16 protein-coding genes are annotated in these 15,182 nt (G+C 68.5%); 9 read left to right on the forward strand and 7 right to left on the reverse strand.

What is annotated here, in order from left to right; all coding sequences use genetic code 11:
- Window positions 1-92: 92 nt before the first annotated feature.
- The 3 genes from OHB23_RS09860 to OHB23_RS09870 are packed head-to-tail and all read left to right on the forward strand — an operon-like array spanning window position 93 to window position 3,000.
- The gene (locus tag OHB23_RS09860; protein WP_261775823.1) at window positions 93-1,217 is read left to right on the forward strand and encodes an NAD(P) transhydrogenase subunit alpha; all 1,125 of its coding nucleotides are present in this window, start codon (window positions 93-95) and stop codon (window positions 1,215-1,217) included.
- Window positions 1,217-1,558: an NAD(P) transhydrogenase subunit alpha gene (locus OHB23_RS09865; protein WP_328810477.1), complete on the forward strand. Its 342-nt coding sequence runs from the start codon at window positions 1,217-1,219 to the stop codon at window positions 1,556-1,558. The genes OHB23_RS09860 and OHB23_RS09865 overlap by 1 nt, the downstream gene beginning before the upstream one ends.
- Window positions 1,558-3,000 carry an NAD(P)(+) transhydrogenase (Re/Si-specific) subunit beta gene (locus tag OHB23_RS09870; RefSeq protein ID WP_222639167.1) on the forward strand — a complete coding sequence of 481 codons (1,443 nt, stop codon included), beginning with the start codon at window positions 1,558-1,560 and terminating at the stop codon, window positions 2,998-3,000. The genes OHB23_RS09865 and OHB23_RS09870 overlap by 1 nt, the downstream gene beginning before the upstream one ends.
- A gap of 28 nt (window positions 3,001-3,028) precedes the next feature.
- Here the strand turns inward: OHB23_RS09870 and OHB23_RS09875 are convergent, their stop codons facing one another.
- The 3 genes from OHB23_RS09875 to pdhA all read right to left on the reverse strand — a co-directional run bounded on the left by OHB23_RS09875 (window position 3,029) and on the right by pdhA (window position 5,856).
- Window positions 3,029-3,682 (reverse strand): hypothetical protein, encoded by a 654-nt coding sequence (locus OHB23_RS09875; protein ID WP_056448448.1) that lies wholly within the window; start codon window positions 3,680-3,682, stop codon window positions 3,029-3,031.
- Between the two features lie 69 nt (window positions 3,683-3,751).
- On the reverse strand, window positions 3,752-4,780 hold the full coding sequence (locus OHB23_RS09880) for an alpha-ketoacid dehydrogenase subunit beta (protein WP_222632741.1): 1,029 nt from the start codon (window positions 4,778-4,780) through the stop codon (window positions 3,752-3,754).
- Window positions 4,777-5,856: a pyruvate dehydrogenase (acetyl-transferring) E1 component subunit alpha gene (pdhA, locus tag OHB23_RS09885; RefSeq protein ID WP_222651183.1), complete on the reverse strand. Its 1,080-nt coding sequence runs from the start codon at window positions 5,854-5,856 to the stop codon at window positions 4,777-4,779. Before pdhA ends, OHB23_RS09880 begins: the two co-directional genes overlap by 4 nt.
- Window positions 5,857-6,116: 260 nt before the next feature.
- Between pdhA and OHB23_RS09890 the strand changes: the two genes are divergently transcribed.
- The 4 genes from OHB23_RS09890 (at window position 6,117) to OHB23_RS09905 (ending at window position 10,768) form a co-directional block, all read left to right on the forward strand.
- Complete coding sequence (locus tag OHB23_RS09890; RefSeq protein ID WP_328811489.1) at window positions 6,117-7,601, forward strand: cryptochrome/photolyase family protein; 1,485 nt, start codon at window positions 6,117-6,119, stop codon at window positions 7,599-7,601.
- Between the two features lie 71 nt (window positions 7,602-7,672).
- On the forward strand, window positions 7,673-8,500 hold the full coding sequence (locus tag OHB23_RS09895) for an SDR family oxidoreductase (protein WP_027507259.1): 828 nt from the start codon (window positions 7,673-7,675) through the stop codon (window positions 8,498-8,500).
- Window position 8,501: 1 nt separating this feature from the next.
- Window positions 8,502-9,719, forward strand: coding sequence for an acyl-CoA dehydrogenase family protein (locus OHB23_RS09900; protein WP_027507258.1), 1,218 nt, complete (start codon window positions 8,502-8,504; stop codon window positions 9,717-9,719).
- 47 nt (window positions 9,720-9,766) lie between these two features.
- Window positions 9,767-10,768 (forward strand): phosphotransferase family protein, encoded by a 1,002-nt coding sequence (locus OHB23_RS09905; protein WP_328811616.1) that lies wholly within the window; start codon window positions 9,767-9,769, stop codon window positions 10,766-10,768.
- A gap of 70 nt (window positions 10,769-10,838) precedes the next feature.
- Here OHB23_RS09905 and OHB23_RS09910 read toward each other — a convergent pair whose 3' ends face one another.
- Together OHB23_RS09910 and OHB23_RS09915 are read right to left on the reverse strand one after the other, a co-directional pair.
- Window positions 10,839-12,014 (reverse strand): benzoate/H(+) symporter BenE family transporter, encoded by a 1,176-nt coding sequence (locus OHB23_RS09910; RefSeq protein ID WP_328811490.1) that lies wholly within the window; start codon window positions 12,012-12,014, stop codon window positions 10,839-10,841.
- Entirely contained in the window at window positions 12,011-12,451 is a 441-nt protein-coding gene (locus OHB23_RS09915) for an acyl-CoA thioesterase (RefSeq protein WP_027507255.1), read from the reverse strand. Before OHB23_RS09915 ends, OHB23_RS09910 begins: the two co-directional genes overlap by 4 nt.
- Window positions 12,452-12,609: 158 nt before the next feature.
- Between OHB23_RS09915 and OHB23_RS09920 the strand changes: the two genes are divergently transcribed.
- Together OHB23_RS09920 and OHB23_RS09925 are read left to right on the forward strand one after the other, a co-directional pair.
- On the forward strand, window positions 12,610-13,353 hold the full coding sequence (locus OHB23_RS09920; RefSeq protein ID WP_056448583.1) for a GntR family transcriptional regulator: 744 nt from the start codon (window positions 12,610-12,612) through the stop codon (window positions 13,351-13,353).
- Window positions 13,354-13,437: 84 nt separating this feature from the next.
- Window positions 13,438-14,283, forward strand: a complete 846-nt coding sequence (locus OHB23_RS09925; RefSeq protein ID WP_328811491.1) for an SDR family NAD(P)-dependent oxidoreductase — start codon at window positions 13,438-13,440, stop codon at window positions 14,281-14,283.
- A gap of 10 nt (window positions 14,284-14,293) precedes the next feature.
- On the opposite strand, the gene OHB23_RS09930 is transcribed toward OHB23_RS09925, so the two are convergent.
- Both OHB23_RS09930 and OHB23_RS09935 read right to left on the reverse strand, forming a co-directional pair.
- Window positions 14,294-14,752 carry a PTS sugar transporter subunit IIA gene (locus tag OHB23_RS09930; protein ID WP_222651172.1) on the reverse strand — a complete coding sequence of 153 codons (459 nt, stop codon included), beginning with the start codon at window positions 14,750-14,752 and terminating at the stop codon, window positions 14,294-14,296.
- Complete coding sequence (locus OHB23_RS09935) at window positions 14,749-14,979, reverse strand: glucose PTS transporter subunit EIIB (RefSeq protein ID WP_027507251.1); 231 nt, start codon at window positions 14,977-14,979, stop codon at window positions 14,749-14,751. Before OHB23_RS09935 ends, OHB23_RS09930 begins: the two co-directional genes overlap by 4 nt.
- Between the last annotated feature and the right edge of the window lie 203 nt (window positions 14,980-15,182).

The raw sequence follows: 15,182 nt of genomic DNA on the forward strand, positions 1-15,182 counted from the left end.
ACCGTCGACGAGGTCGTTCTCGGAACCGACGACAGTCGGCGGCAGTGCAGCTCCGCGGGACGCGGACGTGCCGCCATTCACAGGAAGTACAGCTGGTGGAAGATTCTCGAGAAGCAGGGACGCTGGTCGGCGTCGTGCGTGAGACGAACGAAGGGGAGCGCCGGGTGGCGCTGGTCCCCAAGGTGGTCGCCGCGCTGACGGGCAAGGGTGTGCGCGTGGTGGTGGAGGCGGGTGCCGGTCTGGGCGCTCTGATCCCCGATCAGCTGTACGTCGACGCCGGTGCGAGCATCGGCGATCCGTACAGCGCCGACGTGGTGGTCAAGGTGGCGCCGCCGTCGTCGGCCGAGGTGCGCAAGCTGCGCCGCGGATCGACGCTCATCGGCTTCCTCGCGCCGCGCAACGCGGACACGATCATTCCGGAGTTGACCGCTGCGGGCGTGCAGGCCTTCGCGGTCGAGGCGATCCCGCGTATCTCCCGCGCGCAGGTCATGGACGCGTTGTCCTCGCAGGCCAACGTCGCCGGCTACAAGGCGGTGCTGCTCGCGGCGTCGGAGTCGACGCGGTTCTTCCCGATGCTGACCACCGCGGCGGGCACCGTGAAGCCGGCGACGGTGCTGGTACTCGGTGTGGGTGTGGCGGGGTTGCAGGCGTTGGCGACGGCGAAGCGTCTCGGTGGCCGCGCCACCGGGTACGACGTGCGTCCCGAGGTGGCGGATCAGGTGCGGTCGGTCGGTGCGCAGTGGCTGGATCTGGGGATCGACGCTGCCGGTGAGGGCGGGTATGCCCGTGAGCTCACCGAGGACGAGCGTGCCCAGCAGCAGGCGGCGCTGGAGAAGGCGATCTCGACGTTCGACGTCGTCATCACCACCGCTCTGGTGCCGGGGCGTCCGGCGCCGAAGTTGGTCACCGCGGCGGCTGCCGCGGGGATGCGACCGGGCAGTGTCGTGGTGGACCTCGCGGGGGAGACCGGTGGCAACTGCGAGCTCACCGAGCCGGGTCGCACGGTGGTGAAGAACGACGTCATCATCGCCTCGCCGCTGAATCTGCCGGCGACGATGCCCGAGCACGCGAGTGAGCTGTACTCCAAGAACATCTCCGCGCTGATCGAACTGATGCTCGACGATGCCGGTGCCCTCGCCCCCGATTTCACCGACGAGGTCCTCGCGAAGTCGTGCGTGACGCGCACGGCCGACACCACCGTGAAGGCGGACGCCTGATGTACACGTCCCTGCTCGCGAACATCGCGATCCTGGTGTTGGCCGGGTTCGTCGGTTTCGCTGTCATCTCGAAGGTGCCGAACACGCTGCACACGCCGCTGATGTCGGGTACCAACGCCATTCACGGCATCGTCGTGCTCGGCGCCCTCATCGTGTTGGGCCGGTTGCCGGAGGACGCGCCGTGGGGTGTGCGGATCATCGCGTTCGTCGCGTTGATCTTCGGCACGCTCAACGTTGTCGGTGGGTTCCTGGTCACCGACCGCATGCTCGGCATGTTCAAGGGCAAGAAGGCGCCCGCTGCTGTGTCGACGGCAACCGGCGAGAAGGGTGCTGATTCCTGATGAACAATCTCGTCAACATCCTCTACATCGTGGCGTTCGCGATGTTCATCTACGGTCTGATGGGTCTGACCGGCCCGAAGACGGCGGTGCGCGGGAACTGGATCGCCGCTGTCGGTATGGGTATCGCTGTGGTGGCGACTCTGATCGAGGTCCGCGACACGGCGGCGATCAACTGGATTCTCATCGCCGCCGGTCTGGCCATCGGTGTCCTGCTGGGTGTCCCGCCGGCCAAGCGCACGAAGATGACGGCGATGCCGCAGCTGGTGGCGCTGTTCAACGGCGTGGGCGGCGGCACGGTCGCATTGATCGCCTGGTCGGAGTTCATCGAGACCGACGGTTTCTCGGCGTTCCAGCACGGTGAAGAGCCGACGGTGCACATCGTCATCGGGTCACTGTTCGCGGCGGTCATCGGGTCGGTGTCGTTCTGGGGTTCGCTGGTGGCGTTCTTGAAGCTGCAGGAGCTGCTGAACAAGAAGGTCGAGAAGGCGTTCGTGAAGAACGCCCGCATCTTCCAGCTCACCAACATCGTGTTGCTGCTCATCGCGGTGGCGGTGTCGGTCTACATCGGTCTGCGCGCCACCCCGGGTGAGGGCACGTCGCAGTGGTGGATCGTGCTGGTGCTCGTCGCGGCGGCGCTGATGGGTCTGTTCGTGGTGTTCCCGATCGGCGGTGCGGACATGCCGGTGGTGATCTCGCTGCTGAACGCGTTGACGGGGTTGTCGGCTGCGGCGGCGGGGTTGGCGCTGAACAACACCGCGATGATCGTGGCGGGCATGATCGTCGGCGCGTCCGGCACCATCCTGACCAATCTGATGGCGACGGCGATGAACCGGTCGATTCCGGCGATCGTGTTCGGGTCGTTCGGTGGCGGCGGCGCGTCCGCGGTCGGTGGCCCGGACGATGCCGGCGGCACGGTGAAGTCCACCTCGGCGGCGGATGCGGCGATCCAGATGGCGTACGCCTCGCAGGTCATCGTGGTCCCTGGCTACGGTCTCGCGGTCGCGCAGGCTCAGCACGCGGTCAAGGACATGGCGTCGATCCTCGAGTCCAAGGGCGTGGAGGTGAAGTACGCGATCCATCCGGTGGCCGGGCGCATGCCGGGTCACATGAACGTGTTGCTCGCCGAGGCGGACGTGGAGTACGAGGCGATGAAGGAGATGGACGACATCAACGGGGAGTTCTCCCGCACCGATGTCACCCTGGTCATCGGCGCGAACGATGTCACCAACCCGGCGGCGCGCAACGATCCGAGTTCGCCGATCCACGGGATGCCGATTCTGAACGTGGACGAGTCGCGGTCGGTGATCGTGCTCAAGCGGTCGATGAGCTCCGGGTACGCCGGTATCGACAATCCGTTGTTCACGGCGGATCGCACGTCGATGCTGTTCGGGGATGCGAAGAAGTCGGTCAACGCCGTCATCGAGGAACTCAAAGCCCTCTAGGTGTACCCGGCCCTGATGCCCCGCCCGCTCACCGGCGGCGGAGCATCAGGGCCGCGGTGTCGAGAGGGTTCTTCGCCTCCCGGGCAGCGGCGACGGGGGAGTGCGCCATGACGACACCGGCGGCGCCCCACCACATCCCGGTCACCAGCAGCGCCCCGACGATGCCGATGCCTGTCGCACCCGCGGTGACCACGGCGGCGAGGGCCACGCCGGCGACCAGGGCCGAGCCCAGCCCCAGGACGACGGGACGCAGCCGACCGGGCACGACCAGCGCACCCGACGCGATCACCGAGGATGCTGCGACCACGCGGCCGTCGGGAAGTGCCGACGTCGCGATGTGATCGGACAGCCATGCCGACCCGGCTGCGGCGGTCAGGGTCGACCCGAGGCACAGCATGAGGATCGCGCCGATGCCGTACGGCAACTTGCGCACCACCGCGACCACCGTCAGCGCGGCGACCACCACCAGCACGGTCGTCACGTCGATGACGTCGAGCACCGTGTCGGCCGGGGCGTACAGGGCCTCGAGCGCGACCGACGCCGGTGGGTAGCGCACGCCCAGCAGCGGCAGAACGGCGTAGAGCACGACCAGTGCCGCCGCGGACACTCCTGTCAGTGCCCACCACCGAGGGGTGGTGCGTCGGGCGCGAAGCGCGATCTGTTGCGTCGTCGTGGTACTCACGGGTCCCCATGATGGCGCACGAGGCTGGCAGAATCCTGTGACCCGGCGCAGTGATTCCCGTGCGGCGCGTCAGCCTGCGAGAACCGTGTCGACTCCCGTGAGAATCCGATCGACGTCAGGGAGGTGGTGCCGCTCGAGGCGTGCCGGCGGGTACGGAACGTGGAAGCCCGTGACCCGCTGGACGGGTGCCTCCAGCGAGTAGAAGCACTCCTGCGACACCTGGGCCGCCACCTCCGCCGCGATGCCGAGGTAGCCCGTGTCCTCGTGCACGACGACGAGGCGCCCGGTCCGACGCACGGACCGACAGACCGTGTCGGTGTCCAGCGGTGAGAGGGACCGGAGATCGACGACCTCGAGGCTGTGGCCCTCGGACTCCGCCACCTCGGCTGCCTTCAGTGCGGTCTGCACCATCGACCCGTAGGCCACCACTGTCGCGTCGGTACCGGTGCGGCACACGCGAGCGGCGTCCAGCGGCAGATCGGGCGCATCGGTGGCCCATTCGCCCTTGTCCCAGTACCGACGCTTGGGCTCGAGGAAGACGACGGGGTCCTCCGAGTGCACGGCCTGCTGGATCATCCAGTAGGCGTCGTGAGGCGTGCTCGGGCTGACCACCCGCAAGCCGGCCGTATGGGCGAAGTACGCCTCGGGAGATTCCGAATGGTGTTCGACGGCTCCGATGCCACCACCGAACGGGATGCGGATGACCATCGGGGCGCCGATGCGACCGGCGGTGCGGTACCGGATCTTGGCCACCTGGGACACGATCTGGTCGAAGGCCGGATAGACGAACCCGTCGAACTGGATCTCGACGACGGGGCGGTAGCCGCGCAGCGCCATGCCGAACGCGGTACCCACCATGCCGGACTCGGCGAGGGGCATGTCGAGCACGCGCTGATCGCCGAAGTCCTTCTGCAGTCTGTCGGTCACGCGGAACACACCGCCGAGCTTGCCGATGTCGAGGCCCATCAGCACGACCTTGTCGTCGGCCTCGAGGGAGGCGCGGAGACCTGCGTTGATTGCACCACCGAGGGTGCCCTTGACGTGGAGATCGGACGACGCGGTGGTCGCGCCGGCGCGGGAGAGGGTTCCGGTGGTCATCGCAGTGTCTCCTTCTGGCGGTCCACCACAGCGTGGGGTTCGGCGTAGACGTGGTCGAGCAGGGTGGACGACTCCGGATCGACGGCGGAGATCGTGGCGGAGCGGAGCCGGGCGGCGACGTCGTCGGCGGTCGCGGCGATGCCCTCGCGCACGGACGGTGTCAGGGCGCCCTCGCGGGTGAGCAGTCTGTCGAGGCGGTCCAACGGATCGCGCGCCGCCCACACGTCGCGCTCGGCGTCGGCGCGGTACCGCGTCGGATCGTCGGACGTGGTGTGCGGGCCCATGCGGTAGGTCATGGCCTCGATGAACGTGGGGCCTCCGCCGGTGCGGGCTCGATGCGCGGCGGCACGGGTGACGGCGAGGACGGCGAGGGCGTCGTTGCCGTCGACCCGCAGGGCGGGCATGCCGAAGCCGGCGGCACGGGAGGCGAGCGGCAGCGGACTCTGCAGCGCGACGGGCTCGCTGATGGCCCAGTGGTTGTTCTGGCAGAAGAAGACGACGCCGGCCCCGAAGGAGACCGAGAACGACAACGCCTCCGAGATGTCGCCCTCGCTCGTGGCGCCGTCACCGAAGTAAGCGACCGTGGCGATCTCGGCACCGTCGAGTCGCGCCGCCATGGCGTAGCCGGTGGCATGCAGACCCTGCGCTCCGACGATGATCGCCGGGTTGGTGATGTTGTACTCGTCCGGATCCCAGCCGGAGTGCGCGGTGCCGCGCCACAGTGCGGTGAGCTTCTCCACCGGCACGCCTCGGCAGTACGCCACCGCGTGCTCGCGGTAGCTCGTGAAGATGTAGTCGTCCGCGGTGACGGCGTGAGCCGAGCCCACCTGGGCTGCTTCCTGACCCAGCAGCGGTGCCCACAGTCCCAGCTCACCCTGACGCTGCAGCGCGGTCGCCTCGGTGTCGATGCGGCGAGCGACCACCATGTCGCGGTACATGTCGAGCATGTGAGCGGCGTCGACGTCGGCGACGAGTCGCCAGTGCTCGGGGTCGTGCACTCGCCGGCCGTCGGGCTGGACGAGCTGCACGGGATGCGCGATGCGATCGCCCCGCGGTGATGTGTCCGATCGGGTCATGGGCTTCCTCTCCGCCGGTGCGCGGACCTCGTCGTGAGAGGAGGGCGCACAGTGTGGACGAACCGGGTGTGGCTCACCTCACAGCATGCTCGCCTGACCGCATTGCGCAAGTGATGCGGACGAGAGTGAGCAACTCGCTCGGCGATTGCCGCACCGACACGCACAGAACGAGCAGGATGGGCATCGGGTGACGGTGTCGGACGGTCACGCGTAGCGGTGCCCGGCCGGTTGGCTCCGCGGAGGACGGGGAACAGCAGAGCATGTCCTCTCCGGCTCCGCTCTGGGTGTTCGCCGATCAGCTCGGCCCCCATGTCCACTCGTCCGAGGAGATGGTGGACCGCGAAGTCGTCATCATCGAGTCGGCGCGTGCGTTGGGCCGTCGACGGGGTCATCGGCAGAAGGCGCATCTGTTGCTCAGCGGCATGCGGCACCTCGCGGACGAACTCGGCGACCGTGCCACGTACATCCGAGCCGACACCTACCGCGAGGGCCTCGCCCGCGTCGGGCGCCCGGTCGTCGTGCACGAACCGACGTCGCGGCGTGCGGAGGCCTTCGTCCGTCGGCTGGCCGACGAGGGTCTGGTCGAGGAGATCGTGCCGACCCCGACGTTCGCCCTGTCCCGTGCGGACTTCGCCGAGTGGGCGGGCGGCAAGAAGTCGTTCCTGATGGAGAACTTCTACCGAGAGCAGCGCCGCCGGTTCGACATCCTGATGGACGGCGAGAACCCGGTGAGCGGCACCTGGAACCTCGACGCGGAGAACAGGGAGAAGCCGCCCAAGAAGCGGACGACACTCGGTGTTCCCGAACCGTGGTGGCCCGAGGAGGACGACATCGACGCCGGTGTGCGCGCGGATCTCGACGCCATGGACGTCGACTGGTCCGGCGAGGACGGACCGCGTCTCTTCGCCGTCACCGCAGCCGAGGCGGCGTCGGCGCTGGAGACCTTCGTGGCCACCCGTCTCGCCACGTTCGGTCCCTACGAGGACGCCGTGATGGCGGCGGACTGGACCATGTCGCACTCGCTGCTGTCGGTGCCGTTCAACCTCGGTGTGCTGCACCCGTTGGACGCGGCGCGCGCCGCCGAGCAGGCCTACCGGGACGGGACGGCACCGCTGGCGAGCGTCGAGGGGTTCGTACGCCAGATCCTCGGGTGGCGCGAGTACGTGTGGCACCTCTACTGGCATCTGGGCGAGGACTACATGCGCACCAATGCCCTCGATGCCGACACCCCGCTGCCCGGATGGTTCCAGACCCTGGATGCGGAGGAGGTCACCGCGGCGTGTCTGTCCGACGCCCTCGCCGGCGTGCACGATCGCGGGTGGGTGCACCACATCCCACGCCTGATGATCCTGGGAAACCATGCGCTGCAACGGGGGTACGACCCGCGGGCGCTCACCCGGTGGTTCACCGAGCACTTCGTCGACGGGTACGAGTGGGTCATGCCCGTCAACGTCTTCGGCATGAGTCAGCACGCCGACGGAGGAGTGATCGCTACCAAGCCGTACACGTCCGGCGGCGCGTACATCGACCGGATGACCGACCACTGCAAGGGCTGCGCGTTCGACCCCAAGAAGCGGGTCGGGGAGGACGCGTGTCCGTTCACGGCGGGGTACTGGGCGTTCACGCACAAGCACCGCGAGCGGCTGGCGAAGAACATGCGCACGCGCCGAGCAGTCAGTTCGATGGAGCGGCTCGGCGACATCGACGAGATCGTCGAGCAGGAGCGGCACCGGACCTCTTTCTGAACTCGAGGTCGACCTCGAGTTCGCGGACCCTGAAAGCCCGTCACCCACCGCGCATGCCTACTATCTGAATGATGCGGGTCACAGACAAGGTCGCCATCGTCACGGGAGGTGGCGCCGGTATCGGAGCCGCCCTCGCCACTGCACTGGTCGAGGCCGGGAACTCGGTCCTGGTCGCCGATCTCGACGGGGCGGCCGCCGATGCGGTCGCCGCGCGACTGGGGGAGCGGTGCATCGCCGTCGGCGGCGACGTCGCCGACGACGCGGTGATCGCCCAGATGATCGAGCGGGTCGAGGAGGCGTTCGGGCCACTCGACATCTACATCGCCAATGCCGGGACGACGGCAGGGATGGGGCTCGACAGCACCGACGCCGCCTGGGACACCGCGCTGTCGGTCAACGTCCTCGCCCATGTGCGCGCTGCGCGCGTGGTGATCCCGCGATGGATCGAGCGCGGAACGCACGGCTACTTCCTGTCCACCGCGTCCGCGGCGGGCCTGCTCACCCAGATCGGATCGGCCACCTACTCGGTGTCCAAGCACGCCGCCGTCGGCTTCGCCGAATGGTTGTCGGTCACCTACGGCGACAAGGGCATCGCGGTGAGCTGCCTGTGCCCGATGGGCGTCAACACGGCGCTCCTGAACTCGGGCTTCGACAGTGACGCCGAGGGTGCCTCGGTGGCGGCCTCCGCCGTGACCGGCGCCGGCACCGTCCTCGAACCGGAGGACGTCGCTCGCATCGTCCTCGAGGCGATGGAGACCGAGAAGTTCCTCGTTCTCCCGCACCCCGAGGTGCTCACGTTCTACTCGCACAAGAGTGCCGACTACGACCGGTGGATCGCCGGGATGCGTCGGTACCGAACATCTCTCGAGACGGCCGCACGGCCAGGACAGGATCGCTGACATGGATTTCGCGTACTCGGATCGGTGCAAGGACTACCAGCAGCGCCTGCTGGCGTTCATGGACGAGAAGGTCTATCCGGCGGAGGCGGTCTACGCCCAGCAGATCCTGGAGTCCGGTGATCCGCACTTCCAGCCGCCGATCCTCGAGGAGCTCAAGGCCGACGCGAAGTCGCGCGGCCTCTGGAACCTCTTCCATCCGGATCCCGCCTACGGCCCCGGTCTGACCAACGCCGAGTACGCACCGCTCGCGGAGATCATGGGCCGCAGCCCCGCGATCGCGCCCGAGGCCTGCAACTGCGCCGCACCGGACACCGGCAACATGGAGGTGTTCACCCGCTTCGGCACGGACGAGCACAAGGAGAAGTGGCTCGCCCCGTTGCTCGAGGGCACCATCCGCTCGGCCTTCGCCATGACGGAGCCCGATGTCGCCAGCTCCGACGCGACCAACATCGCGATGTCCATGGTGGCCGACGGCGAGGACTGGATCCTGAACGGCCGCAAGTGGTGGACCTCGAACGCCCTGCACCAGAACTGCAAGGTGCTGATCGTCATGGGCAAGACCGCGCCCGAGGCGTCGACGTACGAACAGCAGTCGATGATGGTCGTGCCGATCGACGCGCCGGGCGTCACCGTCCTGCGCGGACTGCCCGTGTTCGGGTACCAGGACCGCGAGGGTCACGCCGAGGTCCTGTTCGAGAACGTCCGCGTCCCCGGCAAGGACGTGCTCGCCGGACCGGGTGCCGGCTTCATGATCGGCCAGGCACGTCTCGGCCCTGGCCGAATCCACCACTGCATGCGTGCGATCGGAATGGCCGAGCGCGCACTGGAACTCATGTGTGACCGTGCGTCGTCCCGCGTGGCGTTCGGCAAGCCGATCGCGGCGCAGGCCAACATCCAGGACTGGATCGCCGAAGCCCGCATCGACATCGAGATGGCGCGCCTGCTCACGCTGAAGGCCGCCTGGATGATGGACGAGTTCAGCAACAAGGAAGCGCGCGTGGAGATCGCGGCCATCAAGGTCGCCGCGCCCGCGATGGCCCTGAAGATCGTCGACCGCGCCATCCAGGTTCACGGCGGCGGCGGTGTCTCCGACGACTTCCCGCTCGCCAGCATGTACGCCCACCTGCGGACCCTGCGTCTCGCCGACGGTCCGGACGAGGTGCACAAGCGGACCATCGCACGCACCGAGCTGGCGCCCTACCGGAAGATCGACAAGTGACGACGGGAACGACACCGGGCCTCGACGACGGTGCGGTCACGACGTGGATGGAGAGCCTCGACATCGGGGTCTCGGGGTCACTGACCTTCGAGCGCATCGGTAACGGGCAGTCGAATCTGACCTTCGCGGTGACCGACGCCGCGGGCAGCAACTGGGTCCTGCGGCGCCCGCCACTGGGCACGCTGCTCGCGTCGGCTCACGACGTCGCTCGCGAGTACCGCATCCTGTCCGCGCTGCAGGACACCGCGGTGCCCGTGCCGACGACGATCGCGCTGACCGACGATCCAGCGGTCACCGATGCGCCCCTGGTCCTGATGAGCCATGTGGACGGGCTGGTGATCGACAGCCCGACCGTCGCGGAGACGCTGTCGCAGGCACGTCGTCGGACGATCGGTGAGGCCATGCCCGCCACGCTCGGCAAGATCCACGCGGTCGATCTCGACAGCACCGGTCTCACCGATCTGGCGAGTCACAAGCCCTACGCTGCACGGCAATTGAAGCGATGGTCGTCGCAGTGGGCGCAGTCGAAGACGCGGGACGTCCCGGACATCGAGCGCCTGGCCACCGCGCTCGCGAATTCGGCTCCGGAGCAGACCGAGGTCTCGCTGGTGCACGGCGACTTCCATCTGAGCAACATCATCACCAGCGGAGCCGGTGAGGGAAGTGTCGACGATGCGATCGTCGCGGTGGTCGACTGGGAGCTGTGCACGCTCGGCGATCCACTGGCGGACGTCGGTGCGTTGCTGGCCTATTGGTCGGAGGCCGACGACGACAACGCGGGCATGTTCATGTCCTCCACGTTGCCGGGCTTCCCGACGAGGAATGAGCTGGTCGAGCTCTATGCCGCCGCCACCGGCCGCGACGTCTCCGCGGTGGGGTACTGGCACGCCCTCGCGCTGTGGAAGCTGTCCGTCATCGCCGAGGGCGTCATGCGCCGGGCCATCGACGACGAGCGCAACCGGGCACGCGACGGTTCTCCGACGACGGATCTGGTGGACGGCATCATCGGCCGCGCCGTCGCCACGGCGGAGGAGGCCGGGATCCTCTGAGTGGGCTCCGCCCCCGTGCGCCTTTCGCGTACCCCTGGATACGCGAAAGGCGCACGAGGAGCGCCGGTCCTCAGGCGCGTCGGGTGAGGCCCAGTCGGACGACGAGACCGAGCACGAGCGCCCAGAAGGCCGAGCCGATCCCCGCGATCGCCACACCCGAGGCGGCGACGACGAACGTGATGGCCGCCGGCACCCGGTCCGCCTCGGTGCTCAACGCGGCGGCCAGCGATGCCGCGAGGGTGGCCAGCAACGCCAGTCCAGCAACGGTTTCCACGATGCCGGCCGGCGCAAGGGCGACGAGGGTCGCCAGCGCCGCCGAGGCGAGCGCGAGGGCCAGGTAGGACGCCCCGGCAGCCACCGCCGCGATCCACCGACGATCCTTGTCCGGGTGCGCGTCCGGGGCGGCCGCGAGCGCTGCGCTGATGGCAGCGAGGTTGACGGCGTGAACGCCGGCGGGTGCGGTGATCGCTGTGCCGATACCGGTGACGGTCATCGAGGCTCGCCACGGTACCGCGTAGCCGAAGGAGGCCATGACGGCCGTTCCCGGGATGTTCTGCGACGCCATCGTCACGATGTAGAGCGGCAGTGCGATGCCGATCAGCGCCTGCCACGTCCAGGTGGGTGCGACGAGGTCGAGGCTCGGGAGCAGCGATCGGGCGCCGATCTCGGTGTCGCCCGTCGTGAGCGAGATGCCGATGACCACTGCGGCGACGGCGAAGGCCGCCGGTACCGCCCAGCGCGGGGAGAAGCGCAGCAGCACGACCCATGTGACGACGACGGGGGCGACCGCCGCGGGATTGTCCGCGAGGGCCCGCACGGGTTCGAGACACAGTGGCAGGATGACGCCGGCGAGCATCGCCTGTGCCAACGACACCGGGATCGCCGCGATGACGCGGCCGAGGCCGGACCACACTCCGGTGAGCACGATTGCGATGCCCACGGTCACGAACGCCCCCACGGCCGCCGGCCATCCGCCGACCACCGCTCCGGTACCCGCGAGCAACGCGGCACCGGGTGTGGACCAGGCCAGTGTGATCGGAATGCGGTAGCGCAGTGCGAGACCCGTGATCCCCAGCGCCATCACCAGAGACATGGCGAAGACCCCGGAGGCGGCCTGCGCCTCGCTGGCACCCACGGATCGGAGGCCGGTGAGGACCACCGCGAACGAGCTGGTGAACCCGACGAGCGCGGTGACCACCCCCGCGCCGATCGGCACGGCGAGGGACACCCGGCCGGGGGCTGTCACTGTCCGAGTGCCTCGACGACCGCGCGGATCTCGTCGGGGACCGGTGTCGGGCGGCGGGTCTCGGCGTCGACGTAGACGTGCACGAACCGTCCCGCCGCCGCCGGGGTCAAGTTTTCGCCGTCCACCCGGAAGATGCTCAGCGCGTACACGATCGAGGTGTTGCCGAGCCTCTCGACGGCGATACCCACCTGCAGGTCGTCGGGAAAGCTCAGTTGGCTGAGGAACCTGCAGGACGTCTCGGCCACCACGCCGATGGCCGGGAGTGTGCGGATGTCGAGGCCGGTGCTCTGCATGAGCCACCCGTTCACCGCGGTGTCGAAGTACGAGTAGTACGTGACGTTGTTGACGTGCCCGTAGTGGTCGTTGTCCTCCCAGCGGGTGGCGACGGGCCACAGGACGGGGCAGTCGGCTGCGGACGGGACGGTGCTCTCGGTCATGCGGGTGAGGATTCCATCCCCGTGCGCCTTTCGCGTATCCCAGGGTGCGCAAAAGGCGCACGGGGCGAAGCCACGGTAGTAAGTTGGACGGGACCAGTCCGTACCGCTCGCGCCACAGATCGCTCCGGTCGCGCCGATTCTCGGGAGTACACGCCGTGGTGATGCCCGTCCACCTCCGCGACAGTGCCGTACCCAAGCACGAGCAGCTCCGCGCGATCCTGCTGCACCGGTGCACCAAGGAACTCCAGCCCGGCGATCTGATGCCGAGCGAACGGCGCCTCATGGAGGACTACGGGGTCAGTCGGATCACCGTGCGCGAGGCCATCGGTCAGCTCGTCAACGAGGGCCACCTGGTGCGGGTGCGCGGCAAGGGCACGTTCGTCGCCAGTCGGCCCGTCCAGTCGAGGCTCCACCTGGCGTCGTTCTCGGAGGAGATGCGCGCGCAGGGTCTCGAACCCACCACGGTCGTTCTCTTCGCGCGGCTCGAGGATCCGTCGGTGGCCACCATCCGTGCGCTGGACATCGCCGCGGGCGGCAAGGCGTACCACATCAAGCGGCTGCGACTGGCGGACGGAGAGCCCGTCAGCGTCGACGACGGGTGGTACGACGCCGCCGTGCTGCCGGGCCTGGTCGATCTCGATCTGAGCAAGTCCATCTACGACGCGGTGTCCTCCCACTACGGGCAGACCATCGATCGCGCCGAGCAGACGGTCAGCGCGACGGCGGCCGACAACGACACCGCGACGCTGCTGGGGACGAAGCGTGGGGCGCCGGTGCTGTATTTCGACCGGGTGTCGTTCAGCGGTGACCGGCCGATCGAACACACGGAGAGCTGGTACCGCTGCGATCGGTACCAGCTCACGATGGAGGTCCAGGGCGGGCGGCGGCCACAGCGTCGCTGACGTCCACAGCCGACAGCGTCGCTGACGCCGTCCGCTCGTACACTTCGGTCGAGGCGTTCCATCCGCAGATCGAAAGGCTCCTCCGTGCCCACTCCCCGTTCGCTCACCGGTCGCACCATCGTCGTGACGGGAGCGAGCGACGGGATCGGGCGCATCGCCGCGCGCACCCTGGCGGAACGCGGTGCGGAGGTGCTCGTCGTGGGCCGCTCACCGGAGAAGACCGCCGCCGCGGCCTCGGAGATCGGTGGTCGCGCGTTCGTGGCCGACTTCGCCTCGTTCGACGACGTGCGACGGGTCGCGGACGAGCTGCGGGGTTCCGTCGATCACATCGACGTCCTGTTGAACAACGCGGGTGGAACGTTCGATCCGTCGAAGCGCACCGCCGACGGGCACGAGCCGAACGTCCAGATCAATCACCTGTCGCCGTTCCTGCTCACCCACCTGCTGCTCGACCGACTCGGCGGTACGGCGGGCAGTCGTATCGTGAACACGTCGTCCGTGGGCAACCTCGGTGGACGAATCGATCTGCAGGACATCGCCTACGACCGTTCCTCGCCGGCCGAGTTCCGCGCCTACTGCACCAGCAAGCTGATGAACATCGGCTTCACCCGCGGCGCCACGGAGCGGTGGTCCGACCGCGGCATCACGTCGGTGGCCGTCCATCCCGGAGCGGTGCGCAGCAACTTCGGCAACGCCAACGTCCTGTTCCGGGTGATCTACCGGACTCCGCTGAAGTACGTGGCCTCGATCAGTGCCGAGTCGGGCGCCGAGCCGTTGGTGTCGGTGGCCGTCGACAAGCCGGACGCCGAGGTCGCCGGGATCTACTACAGCCGCCACAAGGCTCGCGGTCGCACGAACGGGCAGGTAGACGATCCCGGCGTGGTCGACGGGCTGTGGAGAGAGTCGGAGAAGCTGGTCGGGCTGGCCTGACCCCGGCGCGTCAGAGGGTGAAGAGCGGCTCACCGGCAGTGACGGACGACCCGACCGACGGCGTCGCGAAGGAGTCCGCGGCGGAGTCCATCACGACGACGGGGCACACGTCGTCGAATCCGGCGGCGGCGACGGCGGCCGGGTCGTAGCGCACGACGACGTCTCCGGCCGACACCGAGTCCTTCTCTGCTGCGACGAGTTCGAAACCCTCGCCCTTCATCGTCACGGTGTCGATACCGACGTGCACCAGCACTCCCTTCCTGTCCTCCGTCAGAACCACGAAGGCATGAGGGTGCAGCTTGAGGATGCGCCCGGACACGGGAGAGTGGACGTCCACCATTCCGGTCGTCGAAGCGGGTCTGACAGCCACGCCGGCGCCGACCATCTGCGAGGAGAACACCGGGTCGGGGACGTCGGCCAGTGCGATGACGGTGCCCGCGAGCGGGCTGCCCACGGCGGTGTCGGTCACAGGATGTCGTCGATGTCCTCGGCGAGGGTGTCCGCCTCGGGCCCGACGATGACCTGCACGGCCGTCCCCTTGTGGAAGACCCCGTGTGCTCCGGCGGCCTTGAGAGCGGCCTCGTTCACGAGTGCTCCGTCTCGCACCTCGGTGCGGAGCCGCGTGATGCAGGCTTCGATCTCGACGATGTTCCCGGCTCCTCCGAGCCCGGCGACGATGGCGTCCGCCTTGGACATGCGGTGCTCCTTCCGCTCGGTGACCCGCCCCCGGCGCGATGCGATGCAGGTGGGCGTGCTCACACTTTCTGTTTGACATCAGGCTGCCACCTGGTCAAACTACAACTGGTTATGACCGGACAGTACCCGTGATGGAACCGGTCCACAACACACACGAGAAGAAGGTCGCCATGGCCGGCACGACTGCCACCGGGAACACCGCA

The organism is Rhodococcus sp. NBC_00294 (assembly GCF_036163995.1).
Taxonomy (GTDB): domain Bacteria; phylum Actinomycetota; class Actinomycetes; order Mycobacteriales; family Mycobacteriaceae; genus Rhodococcoides.